The organism is Williamsia sp. (genome assembly GCF_036566845.1).
Classification (GTDB): domain Bacteria; phylum Actinomycetota; class Actinomycetes; order Mycobacteriales; family Mycobacteriaceae; genus Williamsia.
In genome coordinates this window covers 44,575-66,897 of sequence record NZ_DATCVM010000037.1, presented here as the reverse complement: position 1 = coordinate 66,897, position 22,323 = coordinate 44,575, and the positions used below count along the sequence as shown (strand labels likewise).

20 protein-coding genes are annotated in these 22,323 nt (G+C 63.2%); 11 read left to right on the top strand and 9 right to left on the bottom strand.

Going from position 1 to position 22,323, the window contains the following annotated elements; translation table 11 throughout:
• The 4 genes from VIQ49_RS03275 to VIQ49_RS03260 form a co-directional block, all read left to right on the top strand.
• Positions 1-1,209: ABC transporter ATP-binding protein (locus VIQ49_RS03275; RefSeq protein ID WP_331880707.1), on the top strand; the 1,209-nt coding region annotated here is incomplete at its 5' end.
• Positions 1,206-2,345: an ABC transporter permease gene (locus VIQ49_RS03270; protein ID WP_331880705.1), complete on the top strand. Its 1,140-nt coding sequence runs from the start codon at positions 1,206-1,208 to the stop codon at positions 2,343-2,345. The genes VIQ49_RS03275 and VIQ49_RS03270, both read left to right, overlap by 4 nt.
• Positions 2,342-3,268, top strand: coding sequence for an ABC transporter permease (locus tag VIQ49_RS03265; RefSeq protein WP_331880703.1), 927 nt, complete (start codon positions 2,342-2,344; stop codon positions 3,266-3,268). Before VIQ49_RS03270 ends, VIQ49_RS03265 begins: the two co-directional genes overlap by 4 nt.
• 30 nt (positions 3,269-3,298) lie before the next feature.
• Positions 3,299-4,282 (top strand): ornithine cyclodeaminase family protein, encoded by a 984-nt coding sequence (locus tag VIQ49_RS03260; RefSeq protein ID WP_331880701.1) that lies wholly within the window; start codon positions 3,299-3,301, stop codon positions 4,280-4,282.
• Positions 4,283-4,307: 25 nt separating this feature from the next.
• Here VIQ49_RS03260 and VIQ49_RS03255 read toward each other — a convergent pair whose 3' ends face one another.
• From VIQ49_RS03255 to VIQ49_RS03245, 3 genes are all read right to left on the bottom strand, one after another.
• On the bottom strand, positions 4,308-6,551 hold the full coding sequence (locus VIQ49_RS03255) for a glycoside hydrolase family 3 C-terminal domain-containing protein (protein ID WP_331880698.1): 2,244 nt from the start codon (positions 6,549-6,551) through the stop codon (positions 4,308-4,310).
• Positions 6,552-6,632: 81 nt separating this feature from the next.
• The gene (locus VIQ49_RS03250; protein WP_331880696.1) at positions 6,633-8,141 is read right to left on the bottom strand and encodes a protein adenylyltransferase SelO; all 1,509 of its coding nucleotides are present in this window, start codon (positions 8,139-8,141) and stop codon (positions 6,633-6,635) included.
• Between the two features lie 86 nt (positions 8,142-8,227).
• The gene (locus VIQ49_RS03245) at positions 8,228-8,680 is read right to left on the bottom strand and encodes a DUF732 domain-containing protein (protein ID WP_331880693.1); all 453 of its coding nucleotides are present in this window, start codon (positions 8,678-8,680) and stop codon (positions 8,228-8,230) included.
• A 248-nt stretch (positions 8,681-8,928) separates the two neighbouring features.
• On the opposite strand from VIQ49_RS03245, the gene VIQ49_RS03240 reads away from it, so the two are divergent.
• Together VIQ49_RS03240 and VIQ49_RS03235 are read left to right on the top strand one after the other, a co-directional pair.
• Positions 8,929-9,669 (top strand): glucose 1-dehydrogenase, encoded by a 741-nt coding sequence (locus VIQ49_RS03240; protein ID WP_331880691.1) that lies wholly within the window; start codon positions 8,929-8,931, stop codon positions 9,667-9,669.
• A 55-nt stretch (positions 9,670-9,724) separates the two neighbouring features.
• A complete protein-coding gene (locus VIQ49_RS03235; protein WP_331880689.1) occupies positions 9,725-10,807 on the top strand; it encodes a diacylglycerol kinase in 1,083 nt (360 codons plus the stop codon).
• A gap of 118 nt (positions 10,808-10,925) precedes the next feature.
• Here VIQ49_RS03235 and VIQ49_RS03230 read toward each other — a convergent pair whose 3' ends face one another.
• Entirely contained in the window at positions 10,926-11,141 is a 216-nt protein-coding gene (locus VIQ49_RS03230; protein WP_331880687.1) for a hypothetical protein, read from the bottom strand.
• A 461-nt stretch (positions 11,142-11,602) separates the two neighbouring features.
• Between VIQ49_RS03230 and VIQ49_RS03225 the strand changes: the two genes are divergently transcribed.
• Positions 11,603-11,908: a putative quinol monooxygenase gene (locus VIQ49_RS03225; RefSeq protein WP_331880684.1), complete on the top strand. Its 306-nt coding sequence runs from the start codon at positions 11,603-11,605 to the stop codon at positions 11,906-11,908.
• Here VIQ49_RS03225 and VIQ49_RS03220 read toward each other — a convergent pair.
• Together VIQ49_RS03220 and VIQ49_RS03215 are read right to left on the bottom strand one after the other, a co-directional pair.
• The gene (locus VIQ49_RS03220) at positions 11,876-12,346 is read right to left on the bottom strand and encodes a DUF427 domain-containing protein (RefSeq protein ID WP_331880682.1); all 471 of its coding nucleotides are present in this window, start codon (positions 12,344-12,346) and stop codon (positions 11,876-11,878) included. The two genes, VIQ49_RS03225 and VIQ49_RS03220, sit on opposite strands and share 33 nt — an antisense overlap.
• 5 nt (positions 12,347-12,351) lie before the next feature.
• Entirely contained in the window at positions 12,352-13,182 is an 831-nt protein-coding gene (locus tag VIQ49_RS03215; protein ID WP_331880713.1) for an acyl-CoA thioesterase, read from the bottom strand.
• Positions 13,183-13,454: 272 nt separating this feature from the next.
• On the opposite strand from VIQ49_RS03215, the gene VIQ49_RS03210 reads away from it, so the two are divergent.
• Positions 13,455-15,821: an arylsulfatase gene (locus VIQ49_RS03210; RefSeq protein ID WP_331880679.1), complete on the top strand. Its 2,367-nt coding sequence runs from the start codon at positions 13,455-13,457 to the stop codon at positions 15,819-15,821.
• Positions 15,822-15,903: 82 nt separating this feature from the next.
• Here VIQ49_RS03210 and VIQ49_RS03205 read toward each other — a convergent pair whose 3' ends face one another.
• Both VIQ49_RS03205 and VIQ49_RS03200 read right to left on the bottom strand, forming a co-directional pair.
• On the bottom strand, positions 15,904-17,007 hold the full coding sequence (locus tag VIQ49_RS03205; protein WP_331880677.1) for a glycosyltransferase: 1,104 nt from the start codon (positions 17,005-17,007) through the stop codon (positions 15,904-15,906).
• Positions 17,008-17,120: 113 nt separating this feature from the next.
• On the bottom strand, positions 17,121-17,327 hold the full coding sequence (locus VIQ49_RS03200; RefSeq protein ID WP_331880675.1) for a hypothetical protein: 207 nt from the start codon (positions 17,325-17,327) through the stop codon (positions 17,121-17,123).
• Positions 17,328-17,445: 118 nt separating this feature from the next.
• Between VIQ49_RS03200 and VIQ49_RS03195 the strand changes: the two genes are divergently transcribed.
• The 3 genes from VIQ49_RS03195 to VIQ49_RS03185 all read left to right on the top strand — a co-directional run bounded on the left by VIQ49_RS03195 (position 17,446) and on the right by VIQ49_RS03185 (position 20,975).
• Positions 17,446-17,694 (top strand): three-helix bundle dimerization domain-containing protein, encoded by a 249-nt coding sequence (locus VIQ49_RS03195; RefSeq protein WP_331880673.1) that lies wholly within the window; start codon positions 17,446-17,448, stop codon positions 17,692-17,694.
• Positions 17,695-17,910: 216 nt separating this feature from the next.
• A complete protein-coding gene (locus tag VIQ49_RS03190; protein WP_331880671.1) occupies positions 17,911-19,116 on the top strand; it encodes a cytochrome P450 in 1,206 nt (401 codons plus the stop codon).
• 317 nt (positions 19,117-19,433) lie between these two features.
• Positions 19,434-20,975, top strand: coding sequence for a helix-turn-helix domain-containing protein (locus VIQ49_RS03185; protein ID WP_331880669.1), 1,542 nt, complete (start codon positions 19,434-19,436; stop codon positions 20,973-20,975).
• On the opposite strand, the gene VIQ49_RS03180 is transcribed toward VIQ49_RS03185, so the two are convergent.
• Positions 20,925-22,016, bottom strand: a complete 1,092-nt coding sequence (locus VIQ49_RS03180; RefSeq protein ID WP_331880667.1) for a transporter substrate-binding protein — start codon at positions 22,014-22,016, stop codon at positions 20,925-20,927. The genes VIQ49_RS03185 and VIQ49_RS03180 overlap by 51 nt on opposite strands.
• Between the last annotated feature and the right edge of the window lie 307 nt (positions 22,017-22,323).

Below are 22,323 nucleotides of genomic sequence, written 5' to 3'. Positions count from 1 at the left end.
CTGCTCGGGCGTGCCGGCTTCCGGCCACCGCGCGATGAAGTGCGGCGCGGGCTCGACCGGATTGCGGACACGTACGGCCTCACGGTCGACCAGAGCGCCCGCGTCAGCGATCTGCCCATCGGTGCCCGGCAACGGGTCGAGATCGTCAAAGCGCTGTTGCGGGAACCGGATCTGATCCTGCTCGACGAACCGACCGCCGTACTCGATCCGGCCGAGATCGATTCACTGATCGGAACGTGCAGCGCTCTTGCCGCGGACGGCAAGTCAGTTGTCCTCATCACGCACAAACTCGGGGAGGTCGGGCGTGCCGCCGATTCGGCCACCGTGCTGCGGGGCGGGACGGTCGTCGGCGGCGGTCGTCTCTCGCACACCCCGCTGAACTCGCTTCTCGATCTGATGCTCGGTGGTGTGAATCCGATCGAATCGACCAGAAGGCCCGCACCTGCGCCCACCGCTGATTCCGCGTGCCTGGAGATCAGGGACGTCAATCTGGCGAGGCCGGATGGCAGCGTCGCACTCTCCGCGGTCGATCTGGCGGTGCGACCCGGCGAGATCGTCGGTGTCGCGGGAGTCGAGGGGAACGGCCAATCAGAGTTGGCGGCCGTCCTGTCCGGATCGATGAGCGCCGACAGCGGCTCGGTGGTCGTAGACGGCGTCGACATCACTGCGTACACCCCCGCCCAGCGCACAGCCGCCGGCGTGGGGGTCATCCCCGAAGACCGTCACGCCGAGGGCGTCATCTCGGAGTTGTCCATCGCGGAGAACATGGCGATGAGCCGACTCGCCGATTACCGGCGGTGGGGCCTGCTCGACCGGCACCGGATGAGGGCCGATGCGGCATCGGCGATCACCGACTACTCGATCCGTGCGAACGGACCCGACAGCACGATCGGATCGCTGTCGGGCGGTAACCAGCAGAAGGTGGTGCTGGCGCGGGAGCTGTCGACACCGGGTCTACGGGTTGTCGTCGCGGCCCAGCCCACCCGAGGACTCGATGTCGGTGCTGTTGCCTACATCCTGGACCGATTGCGACACGCGGCGGAAGCCGGTGCGGCCGTCTTGGTGATCTCCAGCGAAATCGACGAACTCGTCGCGCTGTGCTCGCGGATCGTTGTCGCGTACCGAGGCGCCGTTCTCGGATCGGTAGATGCGGATTCAGACACGGCCGCAACGGAAATCGGCGAACTCATGATGGGAGTTGCAGCATGAACGCTGCGAGCTTCGTACGTCTCGCGACGCCCCGGCGCGCCTGGCTCCACAGCCCCCTGGCCGTGGCTGCCGGAGCGCTGGTCTTGGCGGCCGCCGTGGGACTGGCGCTGGCCGCCGGGGCGGGAGCCGGTCCCGGCGAGGTGATCGATGCACTCGTCGAAGGAACCCTCGGTTCACCCTTCGCGATCGGGACCTCACTGAACAACGCCGCAATCATCATGTTCGTCGCCGCCGGATTCACCGTCGCGTATCGCGCCGGGTTGGTCAATGTCGGTGGTGAAGGCCAGATTTGTCTGGGTGGCATCGCGGCCACGGCGGTCGGGGTCAACGTTCCCGATGGTGTGCCCGTGTGGCTGGGGGTCACGGCGGCGTTGGCGGCGGCCGTCCTGGCCGGCGGGTGCTGGGCGGCCATCGCGGCCTGGCTGTACGTGCGCCGCGGAACCAGCGAAATCATCACCACGCTCCTCCTGAATTTCGTCGGACTCGCGCTGGTGGTTCTGATGGTGCAGGAACCGGTCCTCTTGCGGCAGCCGATGACGTCTTCGGAGACACTTCCGCAGTCGGAATCTCTGAGCGAGGCCAGTCAACTGCCGTTGCTGGGCATGGAGAAATCGCCGGCAACCGTTGCTGTGGTGCTCGCACTCATTGCGATCACGGTGGTAGGAATATTGCTGCGACACAGCTCGATCGGACTGCGGTTGCGGTCGGTCGGCCTGTCGCCCAGTGCCTCGGCGCGCCTGGGGATTCCCGTCGACCGCGTTCGGTTGCTCGGACTCTCCACGGCCGGCGGATTCTCCGGCCTGGCCGGCGGAATCCTCGTCACCTCGGCCCCCTATGTACTGGCCGAGGGCTTCTCTTCAGGCTTTGGTTTCACCGGGCTGGTGGTGGGGTTGCTGGCCCGCGGCTCGATGACAGCGGTTGCCGGGGTCTCCCTGTTTCTCGGATTCCTGGTCGCCGGTGGTATCAATCTGCAACTGGCGGCAGGTATCCCGTCCTCGACCGTCACGGTGGTCCAAAGTGTCCTCATCATCCTGATCGCCGGCGCCGCGTTGTGGACCACCACGTCCCGATCGAGACCTAAAGCCCCGACACAGCTTTCCCACAACACCGAAGCCCCTGAGAAGGCATCCATATGAACATCGACATGCTCACCCAGATCTTCACCAGCGGAGTGTCTTTCGCGATCCTTCTCATCGTCGCAGCCACCGGCGAGTCGATCAGTGAACGCGCCGGAGTGCTCAACCTGAGCATGGAGGGCATGATGCTGACAGGTGCTTTCGCCAGCGTCTTGGCGTCGGCCACCACCGATTCCCCAGTTCTCGGTGTGGTCGCAGGTGTACTGGCAGCCCTGGTCTTCGGCGTTGTACAGGCACTGCTCAGCGTTCGGTTCCGGGCCGATCAGATCGTCGTGGGTATCGCGAGCAATGCTCTGGCACTCGGCCTGACGACCTACGGCGCTCGGATACTGCTGGATGACGGCAAGGGGCAAGGCGTGCCCGGATTCTCCGGCGTCGAGATCCCCGTACTGACCGACATCCCCATCGTCGGTCCGGCATTGTTCGGCCAATCGGTTCTCGGATACCTCTGCGTTGCCGTGGTCGCGGTCTTGGCGCTGGTGTTCTCCGGGCGCACCATGGCCGGGGTCCGGGTGGATGCCGTCGGCGAGGACGCCGTCTCCGCCGGATGGACCGGCTTGTCCGTCAACAAGATCCGGGCACTCTGTGTTCTGCTTGCATCCTCAACCGGTGGCCTCGCGGGATCCCAGCTGGCACTGTCCGAAGTGCAGTCGTTCAGCGAAAACATGACGGCCGGACTCGGTTACCTCGCCGTGGTCGCCGTCATCGCCGGACGCTGGAAGGTGATCGGAATCGTCTGGGCCTGTCTGTTCTTCGGCATCGCCCGATCCCTGCAATTCGCACTTCCGGCGGTCGGGGTCGACATTCCATTTGCCGTGCTCGTGATGCTGCCCTACATCATCGCGATTGTTGCGATCAGCGGCGTTGTCGGTGGCCGCCGCTCGCCGTCGTGCCTCACGGTTCCCTACACGGGCCGTTCGTAGACCTGTCCTCACCCTCTGAAAGGCGCGCTGATGACCCTCATACTCACCAACTCTGACATCGAAGAGCTGATCGACCGCACCGCGATTTACCGCGCGGTGGAGCAAGCCCACGCCGACCTGGCCACGGGCGTCGCGAGCAACCCGGCGCCGCCGCAGCTGCCGCTGCCCGACGAGGGCACGGCGATTCCGATGGTCGCATCGTCAAAGCCGTTGCGAGCCAGTGTGGTCAAGATGCTCTCCGACATGCCACACAACGGTGCTCGCGGTCTGCCCAGCCAGCGCTCGACGATCCTGCTGATGTCGGCGCAGACCGGTGAATGCGAAGCAGTACTCGACGGCCGACTCATCACCGCAGTCCGAACCTCCGCGGCGAGCGCCGTCGCAACAGCACACCTGGCACCCCGGCACAGCTCGATCCTGGGGCTGATCGGAGCCGGAACCCTTGCCGTCGAACACACTCGCGCGATCAGCCGTATCCGGCAGATCGAGAAGGTCCACGTGTGGTCGCGGTCGAGGTCTACCGTAGACCTGTTTCGCGAACGCACCGCGGACCTGGACCTCGAGATCGAATACGCGGAATCGCCGCGCGTCGTGCTGTCCACGGCCGATATCGTCTGCACGTTGACGCCGTCACGGGTCCCGATCGTCGAAGGTGCGTGGTTCCGTCCAGGTCTTCACCTCAACGCCGTGGGTGCACCCCCACGTGCCGACCATCGCGAGATCGACGGCCGCGGCATGGGTGGCTGCCGGCTGGTGGTCGACAGCACTTCCACCGCGCTGACCAAATCGGGAGATGTGTTGCTGGCCATCGCCGAAGGGCATTTGGTGGCCGAGGACATCAACGTCGAACTCGGAGACGTGATCGTCCGCCCCGCGCTCGGTCGCCGTACCGACGACGACATCACCCTGTTCAACTCGGTGGGCATCGGCCTACAAGACCTTGTCACCGCACGTTCGGTCGTCGACGCGGCACTTCAACGTGGCACCGGATCGACCGTGCTTCTCAGTGCTTGAGTTCGAGGGAAAGCCCCTGCGCGATTCAGCGCTGCTTGTTGACGGCGTCGAAGAGGCGTTGCATTTCGGTGACTTGCTCGCCAGACATTCCGAATGAGCTCATCCGGCCGACGGGTATCGAAGCAATCATGCGTGCCATGTCGATACCCATGACGTCACCGCGATTGTCGTCGCCCATCCCCGCGGAGGCGTGTGCCGCAAGGTATTCAAGAATCGGCCCGGCATCGGGATCGGTCATCAGCTCGCCGAAGGTGGTGTCCATCGTGAGGGGGATGATGACGTCGTCGCCCGAGATCGCGGCGGTTGTTGTCATCCGGATATCGCGACTGGATGCGCCGACACCGACCTCGTAATCCCCACCTTCAACGAACCATCTGTGTGTGCGAATCTCCCAGTATGCGAGTGTGGTTCGATCGATGTGCACCCGGACACGCTTGCTGGCACCTGCATCGAGGTCGACAACCTCGAACCCCTTGAGTTCGCGTTGCGGGCGGGAGACTCCGGAGTCGATCTTGGAGGTGTAGACCTGAACGACCTCTCGGCCCGCTCGATTGCCGATGTTGGTGATGGTGACTGCGGCGATGATGCCGGTGTCGGCCACGTCGACGGTGAGGTCGGTGTAGTCGAAAGCCGTGTACGACAATCCGTGGCCGAACGGATAGGTGACGTCCAGGTCTCGTGCGTCATACCACCGATAGCCGACGAATTGTCCTTCGCCGTAGTGAATGTGCGAGTTCTCGCCGGGAAAGTTCAGGTAGGCCGGTGCATCCTGGATCCGGACCGGCACGGTCTCGGCCAATCTGCCCGACGGGTTGACGATTCCGAACAGCACATCCGCGAGTGCCCCGCCGGCGGCCTGACCCAACAGGGCGCAGTCCACGATGGCCGGCGCCGCCGCGGCGACGGGCGCCAGCCGGAGGACACCGCCATGGGACAGAACGACCACGGTCCTCGGTTGATGCACGGCGATGCCTGCCAGAAGCCGGAGCTGTTCGGGTGGCAATTCGATGTGCTCGCGGTCGAAACCTTCGGACTCCTGGGCAGCGGCGAGCCCGACGAATACAACGGCAACGTCGGCCGCGGCCGCGGCGTTGACCGCCTCCAGGTGAAGGGAACCGTCGTCGTCGCTGCCGTCCGTGGTGAAGCCGCGCGAGAACGTCACGGTTCCGGTGGAGGCGAGAGCTCGAATCTCGTGCAGCGGAGAGTCAACCTGCGTCGGGTTCACGTGCGAGCTGCCGCCACCCTGGAAGCGCGGGTTCTCGGCGAAATCGCCTATCACCGCGATGTTGTGGGCCGCCGTCAGCGGCAGCACCTCGTTGTCGTTCTTCAGCAGGACGACGCATCGTCCGGCGACTTCGCGTGCCAACGCGTGATGGGCCGAGAGATCCGCTTCAGCGGAGCCCCCTCGCCCGCGCAACACTTTCGCGGAGAGACCGGCCATCGCTGCCGCGGCCCGCTCCACGGCCGCCGGATCGAGCGTCCCGGCCCGGACCGCCGACACCACCGCGACGTCTGGCACGTCGGTCCCGCCGGGCATCTGCAGGTCGAGCCCCGCCGCCACCGCGGCTGGTCGGTCCCGGACGGCACCCCAATCGCTCACGACGACGCCCGCGAAGCCCCATTCCTCGCGCAGGACAGTGGTGAGAAGCCAGTTGTTCTCCGCCGCGTACACCCCGTTGATGCGGTTGTACGAGCACATCACGGTCCATGGTGTGGCTTCGCGAACGATGTATTCGAAAGCGCGGAGGTAGATTTCGCGCAGCGTGCGTTCGTCGACATCCGAACTCGCCCGCATGCGGTCATGTTCTGCGTTGTTCGCCGCGAAGTGTTTGAGAGATGCGCCGACGCCGGCGCTCTGGAGGCCGGCCACCCAAGCACCGCCGAGCACGGCGGTGAGGATGGGATCTTCGGAGTAGTATTCGAAGTTCCGGCCGCACCGAGGGTCCCGCTTGATGTTGATCCCCGGTCCCAACAGGATGTCGACGTCCAGGCTGCGGGCCTCGAGTCCGAGGGCCTCACCCACGCGCTTCACGAGGTCCGCGTCCCAACTCTGTCCGAGCCCTACTGCCGGCGGGAAACAGGTTGCCGGTTCGCTGCCCGCCAGACCGAGGTGGTCTGTTGAACCCGCTTGCCTTCGAACACCGTGTGGTCCGTCGGTGAGCACCATCGACGGCACATTGCCGACTGCCTTGGTGGTCCAGAAGTCGGCTCCACTCCCGAGGGCAGCCATCTGTTCGAGGGAGAGATCACGGGTCGATGGTGTGGCCATGAACTGCGCTCCTAGATTGTTGTGGTCAGTCTGGATTCACCCCACAGCAGGATCCCCGGCGGGGTCGATGTCACATGGTTATCAAGTGCCGCAGTAGGTTTGGAAGCTGGCGCTGAAGAGTTGCGAGGCGGGTGTGGTGTAGTCGGCCCATTCCTCGCGGCGGTCGAAGGGGTGCGTGACCACCTCGAGTAGCTTCTCGAACGGGGCGAGATCGCCGGAGGTCGCAGCACGTAGCGCAGCATCGAGTTGGTGATTGCGCGGGATGTACAGCGGATTGACGCGGTCCATCGCGTCGGCTGTTTCGGCTGGTGCGAGTCCGTGCGTTGTCAGGGCGCCACGCCAGCGTTCCAGCCAGGGGCTGATCTGCTCGCGGGGGACGAGTCCGTCGAGAGACGTCCGATTTCCGCGGAGTTCGTCCGCGAGTGCACGGAAAGTGCCGGTCCAATCGGCGCCATGTTGTTCCATCAGCGTCAGCAGGTCGTCGACCAGGACTCGATCGATGGGCTGCCCGGCCAAGCCGAGTTTTGCTGCCAGACCGGCGATGTAGTGGCCGTCGTAGCGCTCGTCGAAGGTGCTCAGGACTGCCGAAACCGCGGCGATCGCGTCGTCCGGCGTGGAATCGACCAGTATCAGTAGTGTTTCGGCAAAGCGGGCCAGATTCCATTTCAGGACGCCGGGTTGATTGCCGAAGGCGTACCGGGCACCACGGTCGATCGAACTGAACACCGCCGCCCGGTCGAACGCGTCGAGGAAGGCACACGGACCGTAGTCGATGGTTTCACCCGAAATGGTGGTGTTGTCGGTGTTCATCACGCCGTGGACGAATCCGGTGAGCATCCACTGCGCCACCAGGGACGCCTGCGCCTCGACCACGGCCTCGTAGAACCGCAGATAACGATTGCCTTCACCGTGCTGCGGCAGGTCGGTCAGCTCCGGGTGATGGCGGGCGATGGCGTAGTCGGCGAGGGTCTGTAACACCTCGCCGCGTCTGGCCGCGAACTCGAAAGTGCCCACCCGCAGGTGGCTGGCCGCGACCCGGGCGAGAACGGCACCGGGCTCGGCGCCGCTACGTTGAACGTGCCGACCGGTCGCGACCACCGACAGCGAGCGTGTGGTGGGTATCCCGAGCGCTTGCATCGCTTCGCTGACCAGGTATTCCCGCAGCATCGGGCCGACGACGGCGAACCCGTCACCACCGCGCGAGAACGGGGTAGGGCCTGAACCTTTCAGATGCAGGTCCACACGCTGGCCGTCGCAGTTCTTCAGTTCTCCGAGCAGCAACGCCCGGCCATCTCCGAGTAGCGGGGCGTACCCGCCGAATTGATGGCCCGAATACGCCATCGCCACGGGCGCGGCCCCGGCCGGTGCCGTCGATCCGGACAGGATGCCGATCCCGTCGTCGCTGCGCAGCGCCTCTACGTCCAACTGCAACGACGCGGCCAGCGACTCGTTCAGGATCAGCAACGTGGGCTCGGGCGCTGTAGCCCCCTGCCAAGCGACCGTCAGGTCACCCACCTCGTCGGCAAAGGTGCTCTCGAGGTCGGGCACCGCGATGTTCGTACCCACTGGTGAATCCGGGATTGCAGCCATTGTTCGAGGGTAACCACCACCGGACCCGTCGTGTGGCACGACCGAGCCGACCATTCGGCGGGGCTCGATCGCGAGCGCATCTGACGTCAATTGACGGTGAGTTTTCCGACGTTCGCGGGGCAGTAGATCGGGACTGCGATGTTGATCAGGGTGCGGGCCTTGTCGGCTTCGAGGCCGGTGGTCTCGGCGACCTCGACGCGCGTCGCGTCGAGGCTTGTTCCACCTGTCAGTTGATCGCAGACCGTACGGGCGGCAGCGATTTCTTCATCGTCGCTGCCGAAGGACGCACCTTGAGATTCGAGTGCCTGGGTGTAGGCGGTGTCCTGCGCGGTACCCACTGCTGCCGAGGCGCTGGCCGCGATACTGCTGACCGCGGTCGAGGCACTGTCCATGATGTCGTTCGCCGCACTGGATGCAATCTGTTCTGCACTGTTCAACGCCGGGTTGGTCGAGTTCGGATCGTCGGAGTCGTCGCTACTGCATGCCGTCGTCAACAGTAGGCAACCGACAAATGCGATCAGCGCCACGATGATTTTCATGTGTCCTCGATTTCGGGTGGTGGGTGTGCACATTGCAGGTTCGTCACGCGTATCCGTCGTAGAGCATCTAACTCGCCCGGTGCTGTGCACATCACCTGGTTTGGATGAATTGAGCCCCAATAGTTGCCCCGCGGGTACGGCTTGTGACCTCCATCGCCTCGTGGTGCAGGGGGCGACGGGACAATTTTGGACACCAACCCTTACGGAGGTCTGGACACCTGTCTGGTCATGTGGGTAGCGTGTCATCCATGGGACGAGTGGATGGAAAAGTAGCAATCATCAGCGGCGGGGCGCAGGGGATGGGTGCGTCACACGCACGGGCTCTCGTGGCCGAAGGCGGCAAGGTCGTCATCGGCGACATCCTGGACGACAAGGGCAAGGCGCTCGCTGACGAGCTCGGGGAGTCTGCCCGTTATGCCCACCTGGACGTGTCGCAGTTCGATCAGTGGCAGGCCGCGGTGGAGACGGCAGTCGGTGAATTCGGCAAGCTGAACGTGCTGGTCAACAATGCCGGCATCGCCAACGGCAGTTCGATTCAGCAGTTCAAGCACGACAAATGGCAGAAGATCATCGACGTCAATCTGACCGGTACCTTCTTCGGTATCCAGGCCTCGACCGAGCCGATGATCGCCGCCGGCTGTGGATCGATCATCAACGTGTCGTCGATCGAGGGCCTTCGCGGAGCGCCCTGGGCACACGGATACGTGGCCACGAAATGGGCCGTGCGAGGACTCGCGAAGTCTGTGGCCCTGGAACTGGCACCGCACAACATCCGGGTCAACTCACTGCATCCGGGACTCATCCGCACGCCGATGACCGAGAAGTTCCCGGACGACGTGGTGACCATTCCTCTCGGCCGCCCTGGCAATTCCGAAGAGATCTCGACGTTTGTGCTGTTCCTGGCCAGTGACGAGTCGTCTTACGCGACCGGCACCGAGTTCGTCGTCGACGGCGGTCTCGTCACGGACGTACCGCACAAATCGCCATAGCTTTCCGTCCATCAGTCGAATCTGCAATCGCGCAGCACTTTTCGAGGAGACAAACATGGCGATTCGCGTCGCCCTGATAGGTACCGGCAACGTCGGCCATCTGGCGTTGATCCAACTCATCACCAGCCCCGATTACGAATTGATGGCCGTCGGTGTCTCGACGGAATCGAAGATCGGCAAGGATGCCGGCGAGCTGGCCGGCCTCGACATCGTCACCGGCGTCACCGCCACCGACGACCTCGACGCGCTGATCGCAACAAGACCGGACTGCGTTGTGTACTGCGCGATGGGCGACACGCGGACCGGTCCGGCCATCAAGGACTGCCAGAAGATTCTCGAGGCCGGGATCAACGTCGTGGGTTCAGCGCCGGTGATTCTGCAGTTTCCGTGGAAGCTGTTGCCGGACAAGTACATCGACCGGGTGGAAGCGTCGGCCCAGCAGGGTGACGTCAGCATCTTCATCACCGGAGTCGACCCCGGTTTCGCCAACGATCTCCTTCCGCTGGCCTTGGCGGGTACCTGCCAGCGCGTCGAGCAGATCCGTGTCATGGAGATCGCGGACTACGCCACCTATGACGGCGCGACAGTGATGGTCGACGTCATGGGGTTCGGCCGGCCGCTCGATGAGGTGCCGGTCCTCTTCCAGCCCGGCGTGCTCGGACTCACCTGGGGCACGACGATCCGGCAGCTCGCGGTCGGCCTCGGTATCGAGGTCGACGAGATCACCGAGACGTTCGAGCAGGAGCCGGCTCCCGAGGCGTTCGACGTCGCGGTCGGACGGATCGACAAGGGGACCGTCGCCGCCATGCGCTTCGAGATCCACGGGAAGGTCAACGGCCACTCCGCGATCGTTGTCGAGCACGTGACCAGGTTGCGCGACGACCTCCGGCCCGACTGGGCGCGCCCCGCCCAAGAGGGTGGTTCCTACCGCATCGAGATCATCGGAGAACCCAGCTACGCCGTCGACATCTGCCCGACCAGCGAAAAGGGTGATCACAACCATGCCGCGATCGTCGCGGCGGCGGGTCGCATCGTCAACGCGATCCCGGTGGTCTTGGACGCGCCGGCCGGACTCCGCACCACGCTGGATCTGCCACTCGTGACCGGGAAGGGCCTGTATACGGGCTCGGTCGACTGACTTCGGCCCGCATTGCATTCGCGGGTCGGGCTCCGGACTCCGGAGGCGACATGGCGAAGACCCTGAACCGTGGGGCGTTCAGGGTCTTCGCTGTGTGAAGCTGGGGCGGCGGGTTCGGTCAGGCGACAACCGTGTCGATGTATCCGTCGTAGTTGGTGTCGTATTCCTCGACGTCGATGTATCCGTCGTAGTCGGTGTCGGTGAGGACGGTGTCGATGTATCCGTCGTAGTTGGTGTCGTACTCCTCGACATCGGCCCAGCCGTCGCCATTGGTGTCGGTGAGGACGGTGTCGGTCCAGCCGTCGTAGTTGGTGTCGTAGATTTCAACGCTCATGATGGGGATCCTTTGGTGTGGTGGTCGGTGGCAGGTCGTGTTCTCGGTGCTCGTAGATAGGAGCAGGCGCGGCCACAAAATGTTCCATCGAAACTCGGACCAACTATTTCCCGTGAGATTCCGTCGGGTGCCCCCCCGAGCGCGTGGTCGGTGAGACACCCGGATCTCGCGTAGTCGTCGGCCCGGCCGCACAAAGAAGGGCCAAGTCGACTGCATGTCTCAAGATCGACTGTGACACAGGAGAATCCAGATTCCCGGAGCGCCGGTTCTCGGCTGCGAGACCGATTATGGCCCGAATATTCGACCGACGGGGCAATGATGTCCGTTTCGTCGTTGGCCGTACCGTCGACAGAAGGTGACCGCGGCCGGGCAGGTCTTGAGTATCGGTGTCAGGGAGCGCAGACTCGTCGAGAGAGCCGATCTGGTCCGCGTCCGATCCGTGCAGTCCCCGAGGAGTTCACATGGCAAAGACCGCAATGGTGGGCACGATGTCCTGTGTTCCGGGGAAGTCGGTGGAGTTCGAGGCAGCGCTCGACGGAATGGTGGAGGCCGCAGCAGCCGAACCTGGTGTGGAAATTTATTCGTATCATCGCGGAGACAACGGGACCTACTGGTTCTTCGCGCTCATGGAAGACGAAAACGCGATGCAGATCCACGGCCGAACGGCCGCGATGCAAACGGCGACCGCGGCGATCGGGCCACTGATGTCGGGGCCGCCACGGATGAACGCCGTGTCACCGATCGCTGCCGTCGGATTCACTGTCTGAGCCCGGTGTGCCGTCAACCCGGGCGCCGGTTTCCGGCGGCGGGCGCCAGGAGACGGCCGGATGTGCTTGTCCTACTCGAACGTCGACCGAATCTTGGTAGAACGCAACATATCCACGGAGACGGGTCACCTCATTGAACGGGTTCTCGTAGCTCCAGCAGATCGCGGAGTCGCCATCTCCGTCGAAACGCCAATGTGTCGCTTCGCCTTTGAATGGGCATCGACTCTTCGTTGCTGGATCTGGCGTCAATTCGATGCGGATGTCGTCGCGAGGGAAATAGAAGACGAGCCCGTGGTCTTGCTCGTCGACGAGGAGGGAACGGGACGTCTGGGCCAGGAGCCGGCCGTCGGCAGATGCCGTCACCACATTTCGGCGGGCGTAGATGTCCACCCGATAGTCGGGCCTGTCCACGAAGGCGCTGGTGCCCGGCGGCGTCATGCCGTTCACAACCGCTTGGCCTCGGGCACGCTCGAGTCGCCGGTCCGGATCGGCCGGATGATGGCCTCCTGGGTGAACGAGGCCAGCAACTCGCCGGCCTCGGTGTGCACCTGGCCGCGCACGTATGTCATACCGGCACCGACCTGCGTGCTTTCGTGCGAATACAGAATCCACCCGTCCCAGGTCACCGGCTCGTGGAAGCCGACAGTCACGGTCATGACTCCGGTGGACACGGTCTGATGGGCCTGACTCGCGCCGATGCCGGCATGCGCCCGCATTGTGGTGGCCACCGACAGGTGACCGGTGAAATGGGCGAGCAAAGCCTTCGCCAGATCGTCGCGGGCCGGGACCGGATCGTACTTGAGCCACGCGTATAACTCGGGCGGCCCGACCTCGTCAGGGCTGTTGACGTCGATGACGTCGACGAGCCGGACCTCGCGTCCGACCATGGGCATGTCTCGCGCGTTGGACTCGGCGGGTGACGCCACATCCGGGCGGGGAGCCGAGTGCCGGATGATGTCTTCGGTCGGCACATCGGCGAGTACTGACACCATCGCGCATCGACGGCCGCCTTGACACACCGCCACATTCGCGCTGGCCATCGATCGGCCCTCGTGGATCACGTCAACCTCGAAATCGACAGGCGCTGTCGCATCGACCGCTCGGGTGAAAACCGCACGAGCAGACCTGATCGACTTGCCCGGAAGACGTTTGGCGGTCGCCACAATCGACTGAGCCAGCAATTGGGTGCCGTCGACCACCTGACGCGCGCCGCCATCGCTGGTGCCGGTGAACCGGTCGGCACCGGCCTCCGCGACATCGAAGACATCGAGCATTCGTTGGACGGACGACTCGGGGAACTCGGTTGTGGATTCCGTGGGTGCCACTGTGTAGATCCTGACTCGCGATCTGGATGGGGGAAGCTGCGATCGAAACGAACCTAACAGACCAGGTCATTCACCCATCGCGGGTGAGGCGAAGTGGGGGAGACCACCTCAGACTGGGCCGAGGCGACAGAAGTGGGTCGGTATCTCCATTCCGGTGAGGTCTCGGCAGCTCGCGTACCGAGCGTCGCCTGACAGTGGTCAGCCACGATGAGGAGTCGGCGATGGTGGATATGTCGAGTGCTGGGCGCGGGAATCTTCCGATCCCGGATCGCGAGTTCCTGGGGTTGGTGACCTACGACGCGAAGGATCCTGACACCAGTTTTCCGCCGATCGAGCCGTTGTTGCCTCCCGAGGGGGCGCCCAATGTGCTCGTCATCTTGCTCGACGACGTCGGTTATGGCGCCAGCAGTGCGTTCGGCGGACCGTCGAACACACCGACGGCGCAGCGTCTACAGGCCGGGGGCCTGACCTACAACCGGTTTCACACAACGGCATTGTGCGCACCGACGCGCGCTGCCCTGCTCAGTGGCCGCAACCATCATTCGGTCGGGATGGGGATGATCACCGAAACCGCCACGTCGGCGCCGGGTTCGTCGGGGCTGCGGCCGAACACCAAGGCGGCGCTCCCGATGACGTTGAAACTCAACGGCTACTCGACAGCGCAGTTCGGAAAGTGCCACGAGGTGCCGCCATGGCAAACCTCGCCGGTGGGTCCGTTCGATGCGTGGCCGACCGGAGGTGGGGGATTCGAGCACTTCTACGGCTTCATCGGCGGCGAGAACAATCAGTACTACCCGGCGCTGTATGAAGGAACCACTCCGGTCGAGGCTGACAAGACCCCGGAAGAGGGCTACCACCTCACCGAAGACCTGGCCGACCGGGCGATCGACTGGGTGCGTACCCAGAAGGCGCTGGCCCCCGATAAGCCGTTCTTTGTCTACTTCGCACCGGGCGCGACTCACGCACCCCACCACGTGCCTTCGGAATGGGCCGACAAATACGCCGGAAAGTTTGCCGGAGGCTGGGACGCGCAGCGGGAGGCGATCATTGCCAGGCAGAAGGAACTCGGTGTGGTCCCGGCAGACGCCGAACTCACGCCGCGTCCGGATGCGATCCCGTCGTGGGATGAGATGAGTGACGATCTCAAACCCGTGCTGGAGAGGCAGATGGAGATCTACGCAGGATTCCTCGAGCACACCGACTTTCACGTCGGACGTGTCATTGATGCCGTGGAATCGCTTGGTGCCCTGGACAATACGTTGATCTATTACATCATCGGCGACAATGGGGCCTCGGCCGAGGGGACCGTCAACGGTGCGTTCAACGAAATGGCCAACTTCAACGGTCTTGCCGCGATCGAGACGCCGGAGTTCATGGCGGAGATGAAGGACAAGCTGGGCGGCGTCGATTCCTACAACCATTACTCGGTGGGCTGGGCGTGGGCGATGTGTACGCCGTTTCAGTGGACCAAACAGGTCGCTTCACACTGGGGTGGTACCCGCAACGGGACCATCGTGCATTGGCCCGCCGGGATTTCGAGCAAAGGTGAAGTGCGATCACAGTTCACGCATGTGATCGATGTCGCGCCGACGATCCTCGAAGCCGCCGGCCTGCCGGAACCGACGTTTGTGAACGGCGTCCAGCAGGCGCCGATCGAAGGTACAAGCATGCAGTACACATTCGATGCGGCCGAGGCGCCTGAGCGTCACGATCTGCAATATTTCGAGATGGCCGGCAATCGGGGGATCTATTTCAAGGGCTGGAGTGCGGTAACCCGTCACAGCACGCCCTGGCTTCCGGCGGAAGAACTGGTGGCCCTCGACGACGACGTCTGGGAACTCTACGACGGGGCGAACGACTGGACTCAAGCCGTTGACCTGTCGCGCGAGCAGCCAGAAAGACTGGCCGCCTTGCAGAGGCTGTGGCTGATCGAGGCGGTGAAGTACAAGGTCCTACCCATCGATGACCGGCGTTTCGAACGGTTGAACCCCACGATCGCCGGTCGGCCGCAACTGATCAAGGGCACCACCCAGGTGTTGTTCCCAGGTATGAAGCGGCTCAGCGAACACAGCGTGATCGACATCAAGAACCGGTCCTTTCGCGTCACTGCGGCGATCGACAGTGCCAAGGTGGGTGCCACCAGTGGCGTGATCATCGCCCAAGGCGGCCGCTTCGGGGGCTGGGCGCTGTACATGAAGGACGGATACGCCGCTTTTGTCTACAACCTGTTGGGTATGGCCGAGTTCACCACCGTGGCAGACCAGGTTCTGCCGGGCGGAAGTCATCAGGTCCGCGCCGAATTTGCTTATGACGGAGGGGGACTCGCCAAGGGTGGCGACGTGACCCTGTTCTATGACGGTGCCGCTGTCGGCACGGGGCGGGTGGAACAGACACAACCGATGATCTTCTCCGCTGACGAGACCACCGACATCGGCGACGATTACGGACTGCCGGTCAGCGCTGCCTACGCCGGGGCCAGCAAGTTCAACGGACGCATCGACGTGGTTCAGATCGACATCGGCGACGACGATCATTCCCACCTCATCGACCCCGAAGACATCTCGCGAGTGGCGATTTCACGACAGTGACACACGGCGGATCGGTCAACCGGACGGTGGACGGATTCCTGGCGGGCTGCCGGATCGGGAAGGGTGATCGTTCGGTGGGTGTTCAGACGGCGAGCGCGGCCAGCATTCCGTCGACTGCAGGTGGCCAGCCGAATTGTTCGCCACGGTGGCGGGCTCCGATCTTGCGGTCGTCGAGTGGAAGGCTCAGAACGGCTGCGATGGCCTCGGCAAAACTCGCTGCCGTGTCCGATGCCGCCGCTCCACAGCGGGGCGTGATGATTTCTGCGAGCGCCGAACTCCGCGAGACCACAACCGGGGTTCCGGCAGCGAGGGCTTCCAATGCGGCGAGTCCGAACGTCTCGTGCGGTCCCGGTGCGATCGCGACATCCGCAGATGCCAGTAGCGAAGCCACGAGGGTGCGGTCGCTGACGAAACCGACGAACTCGATCGGCAACCCGACCGCGCGGCGTTCGAGGCTCGGACGCCGGGGACCGTCGCCGACGACCATCAGATGCACGCCGATGCCTGCGTCGTGGAGGAGTGACACCGCGTCGATGCTGCGGTGAACATGCTTTTCCATCGAGAGCCGACCGCAGTGGACCATGGCAAAGCTGTTGCCGCGTCGCAACCGGGTGTGCAGTGCCTCGTCGTACCGATCGGGGTGAAAGACATCGAGATCCACGCCCAGGGGTACGCGGGCCAGATTGGCGGCACCGATCCGGTCGAACTCCTCACGAGCGAAGGCGGTGGTACAGACCACGGTGTCGTAGTCGCGGGCTGTTGCCCTGTTGGCCTGGTCCGCGACAGACCGAGCAACCGTGTCGGGCAGGGCCTGCTCGAGAAGTCGGTCGAGTCGTTCGTGGGAGATCATCACGCTGCGCACCCCGTGGCGCTGCGCCCACGATCCCATGCCGCGCAAGGTCAGTCGATCCGACACCTCGATCACATCGGGTCGAAGGGAGGCGGTGATGGCGGAGACGGCCTTACGGCTTGCCGCCCGGTATCCACCGGTCAGGGGAAGTTTGGGCGCCGGAACCGCGATTCGCAGGACCCCGGACGGGAGAACCTGCTGATCGGCGTCGGCTCCGGGCACCACCAGGGCAACCTCGTGGCCACGCTGGGAGTAGCCGGCGCCGAGTTCGTCGATCGCGGTCCGCAGGCCACCTGAACGAGGACCGTAGAAGTTCGCGATCTGGACAATCTGCATTCTCGAAGTGTCAGCGTGGACCTGACCGTCGCGTGGAACGCCGGGTGGGTGGTGCGTAAACACCAGGCGAATATTGCGCGGGTGCCGGCGCGCTCGTTCTTAGAGGTGGAGTGCTACAAAAATGCAGCAGGGAAGCTTGTCCGCAACGCATCCAGCTGACGCCGTACGTCATCGAGTTCGTGGCGTTTCGCGGTGATCACCGTTGTGGTCTCGCCGACATGACCGATCTCGTGCTCGAGTTTGTCGATCCAGCGCGCGAGTTCGAGTGCAAAATAGCGCGCCTGTTCGACGTCCGCTCCCTGCCTGGCTGAGGGTGCCATGGTTAGGATCTTAAGACTCCCGACACCGAAAAGGCGCAAAATGAACGGCACACAAACGTGTGGGAAACAGAGGATGAACGACTGTCGGGCTTGCTGATTCGGTCGTAGGGTGAAATCTATGACCACCTTTGCCGACAAGCAAAAGCAGGACGAACAGCAGCACATCGATCTCATTGCCGAGAAACTGATCAAACAACACAGTAGCCTCTCCGCCGACGACGTCGCACTGGTCGTCGAGGAGGCGTACCACCGTTTCGACGATCAACCGATCCGCGACTTCGTGCCCCTGCTGGTCGAGCGTCGGGCCCACGAAAAGCTCGGTGACCGGGCCACCGCAACGCCAGAATCACTCGACGACTTCAGCTGACCGTCCACGATGATGCGGTGACGCACCGCGTCCATCTGTGAAGTGCGCCAGAGGGATGGGCGCCACCGTTTGGGCTCTACCACACGCGCCGGATGCTTGCTGACTGTTGTACTGTAATTCTTACAGTATGTTGGTTTGGCGGCGTCGCCGGCGAGTGGTTTCCTCCGAAGGGGGCCGCGCGATGGGTTGGCGCGTCCGTAGTGCAGGGGAGTGGGTATGTCTATCGCGGAGTTGGAATTCGATCCCTTCTCGCAGGAGTTCTTCGATGGCGCGCATGAGCTGTATGCACGGCTGCGCGAAGAGGCGCCGGTCTACTACAGCGAGAAGTATGACTTCTACGCACTGAGCCGGCACGCGGATGTGGCTGCGGCCTATCGTGACCACACCACGTACTCATCGGCGCGTGGGCTCGACCTCGCCACCGTTCGCCGCGGTGAAGTGCCGCCGCACCGATCCATCATCGTGATGGATCCGCCCGAACATCGCCACGTTCGGGGGATTGTCTCGAAGGTGTTCACACCCCGCGCCATCGCGGAGCTTCGGCCGATGGTCAGTGAACAGATCGACCGCTTCCTCGGCGCTATTACGCCGGCCGGATTCGATCTCGTACAAGACTTTTCGGCGCTGTTCCCGATGGAGATCATTTCGCGGATGCTCGGTGTACCCGAAGGCGAACGCACCCAGGTCTGGCTGTGGACCGATGAGCTGCTGCATCGCGAGATCGGGCAGATCGAGATGTCGGACGCCGGATTCCAGGCGGTCGTGGAGATCTCGCGGTATTACTACGGGCTCGCCAAGGCGCGGCGTGCGGATCCTCGTGACGACATGATCAGCCGCCTGGTCCAGGCCGAGATCGAGCGCGATGACGATCAGCCGCCGACGTTGAGCAACATGGAGATCGCGATGTTCGCGTCGTTGCTCGGCGGTGCGGGAGCCGAGACGGTTGCGAAACTGATCGGTGGTGCCGGCGTCGCGTTCGCGCGGTTCCCGGATCAGTGGGACGAATTGCGGCAGGATCGGAGCAAGATTCCGGATGCTGTCGAGGAACTGTTGCGGTACGAATCGCCGAACCAGTACAACGTCCGCTACTCGTTGAAGGACGTGACACTTCACGGCGTGACGATCCCGGCAGGCAAACCGGTCTTTCTCTTGCTTGGATCAGCTAACCGTGATCCGGACGCTTTCCCCGACCCCGACGTGCTCGACATCGACCGGGATCGATCCCAGGTGGCAAGTCTCGCGTTCGGCTACGGCATTCACAGTTGCCTCGGCGCGGCATTGGCCCGGCTGGAGAGCTCCATCGCACTCGATCGTCTGCTCGATTTCATGCCTCGGTTCGAGGTCGATCTGGATCGGTGCACTCGCGTCACGATGCAGAATGTCGCGGGCTACAACAACGTTCCCGTCCGGGTGCTGACGTGAAAATTGTTGAGGCAGTGCGGTTCTCTTGAACTTTCAGCGTGATCTGTTGTAACACTGCTTCGATGAATAGTGGCGCCGCGGACCCTCCGAATCTGCGATAGGTGCAGTCGAATTCGGGGTGTGGCAGTGTTCGTCTGTTGTCGGTCGAGAGCCGCCCGTTTTGTGGTAGCTAGCGGCGGAGGCCGGTGGTGGAGAGCGATTCCCGATACTCTTGCAGGTGGTACTCGGATCCCACTGCAGGCGCTCGACCCGGTTCGCCAGGAAGCCCGCAGGCAGAAGCCGGGTTCCGTTCTCGTCTGAACCGGTAGGGAGTCTGAATGGCCACGATCGACGATTTGGTCGGTCGTGCGGGCCTTCGCGCGCTCACTCCCGGACCAGCAGAGCGGATTCGAACTCGAGTGGTCATGGCGGTGGCCGAGCTGAACGCAGGGGTGGCGCCGAACTTCGAGACCGGGGCAGTCGTCTACGTTCCCTCGGCGAGCTGGCATTCCCTGTCATCACCCGAGTTGCTTCCTGCGCAGCTCACATCGACAGGCGCGCTCGCCGTGGTGGTGAACAACGACGATCTGAATCTGCCACCGGAGTTCATCGAGGCATGCGTACACGAGGGATTGCCGGTCTACCTGCTGCCACAAACAGTGTCCTTCGCGGAGTTGGAAGCCGTTCTCGTGCAGCGGGTTACCGCGTCGATGAACCAACCTTCAACAGAGTCGGACATTGACGCGCTGCGCCGTCGCCTGGAGAGCTTTGCGGGCGGCACCCGAACCCAGGCCTGGTTGGTTCTGCAGGGAGGTGTGGTGCCGGACTCGGCACCAATCGATACGGCACTGCTCACCAAGATCCTGTCGCGAAAGCCGACTCCTCTGAAGCAGAGCGTCAACGCATCGACGGCGATCAAAGTCGTTCTGTCCCGGTCCGGGCATACGCTGGCGATCGCCAATCCTGCGCGGGTACCTCTCGATCTCATGCACATCAATGAACTCGCAGATGCTCTGGACAGCCACGCGCAGGCGATCGAGATTCAACGTATGGCTCGTCGTCAAATCGAAAAGGCATTGATTCGAGAGCTTGTCGAGGCAGATGCCGCATCTGCGACACTCGATCCATGGGTCAGATCATTTGATCTCGTCACTGGCAGCCGTGTTCGGACGATTGCGGCAGTCCTGCCGGACGGTGTGGCATCGCGCGGCGAGCAGGTTGTAGAGGCGTTCCATGATCTGGGCTTGCTCGATGGCGGGATCTGCGTGGCAGGTACGCATGGGGATTGTGCTTATGCCATCACCACACTCGCTGACGGCGAGTTCGGGAGTTCGAATGAGTTCAACGGCTTCGAACAACGGTTGAAGCAGCTGACCGATCTCTTCGAGTTTCGAAGCGCCCAGTCCCTGCCCCTGGGCGTCAGCTCATGTGTACTTCGGAGCAGTGATGACCTGGTTCGGGGTCTCATCAATGCCCGGCAACTTGCTGATCGCGACGCACGTTCCAATGTCTCGATCGCCGAGCCTTTGCCCCTTGCGGTGCCACTGTCGGCAACTCTGCTGGCTTCGGAACCAGAACTCGCCTCCGTACTCGATCGCGCGCTACTGCAACCCGTGATCGACTACGACCGAGAGAAGGGCACCAGCTACCTGGAATCGTTGCGCACATTCTTGGCACTCGACGGTCAATGGGCCGGAACAGCAACCGCATTGGGCATTCACATCAACACTCTGCGGTACCGACTCAAGCGGATCGAGCGACTGACCGGACGCGGACTCCAAACCACAGCCGATCGCTCGGACTATTATCTGGCGCTGTGTTTGCGCGAGTCATCGCGGCGTGGCCAAGGGCCGACTTCCGGACCACCACGGCTCGGGTAGCCGTGGTGAGAACTCGTCGATCACGTCGTATCGACCGTTTCGTGCTCGTGCAACGTATGACGGATGAGCGCTGTAATGATCGTTGAGAAAGTGGAAGGGCAACCCTTCGGGATTACGGTCGAATCGGACGCCGAGCAAGGCAGCCGACAGATGCGCGGATTCAGTGGAATCCGCGTGTTCGGCCGCGATCCGCACTGCATGGACCGCGTTGTACGCCCCGACCTGGGCAGGGTGCGCCCAGCGTTGGTCGCGAACTTCCAGGAGAGACTGCCGATATGAGATGTTCACCTCGGAATCGATCCCGGAGAAGTAACTTCCCACCATGTAGTGACCGTCGGTCAGGGCGGCGGGCATGTGTGCCACGTCGACTTCTGTCGTGACGGTCGCAGCTATGGGGAGCGTGGACGCATCGAATCCCGCGCGATTGAACTGTGCGTAGAACTCAGTTGTGGAATCCAGACCGACCAGGTTGCACATGACAACTGACGGCTGCTTGCGACCGATGTCGTCCAGCGCCGATTGGAAGTTTGTCTCGCCGAGTGGGGCGTACCAGGTTCCGACCGTTTCCATATCGAGATGCACTCCGTGCCGAGCGATGGCTTCTGCCAACACGCGCGGGTACACGTAGTCGGATCCGATGGTGTAAACCTTGCGGCCGAGGTTGTCAGCTACCCACCTCAAGTAGTCCGCGAGATATTGATTCGGCGCCGCACCACAGTAGAAGACGCGTGAATCGGTCTCTTCACCTTCGAAATAGGTCGGGTACATCAGCAATGCGCGGTTGGCATGTACCGCCGGAAGCATCGCGATGCGGCTCGCGGAGGTGTATCCGCCGACGATGACACTCACGTCTTCGTTCTGGCACAGATGATTGATTCCGCGTGCGCTCGACAGCACCTCGGAGTGATCGTCGTATATCGCGGCGAGTAGTTCCTGGCCTCGGATGCCGCCATCGTTGTTGATCTCGTCGACGGCGAGCAGCGCGCCGTCAAGGATCGATTGCTCCATCTGAGCTTGCGGCCCGGTAAGCGAGAAAAGCATGCCAATCTTCACTTACACGTTCCCGTCTGTGAGTCTGTCGGCGGATGACAATGCCACTGTAGCCGCATCTTCGACGTAGGCGATGCCTTGCGGCCCGATCCTGCCGTTGCACAGTGGTTCTCGCATTCACGCGACGATCGTCCAGATCCCAATCGACCTGTGTGCGTACTGCCGAATGACGGCCCGAGCGAGGTTTCGTTTCCATGACCAAACGTTTCGTTGGTGTGTCGGTCATCTGGCCGTTACGCGGAACCCGCGCGAAAGTCGCAGGTCGCAGAGCCGTCGAGCCGTGGAGGTGTGTCAATCT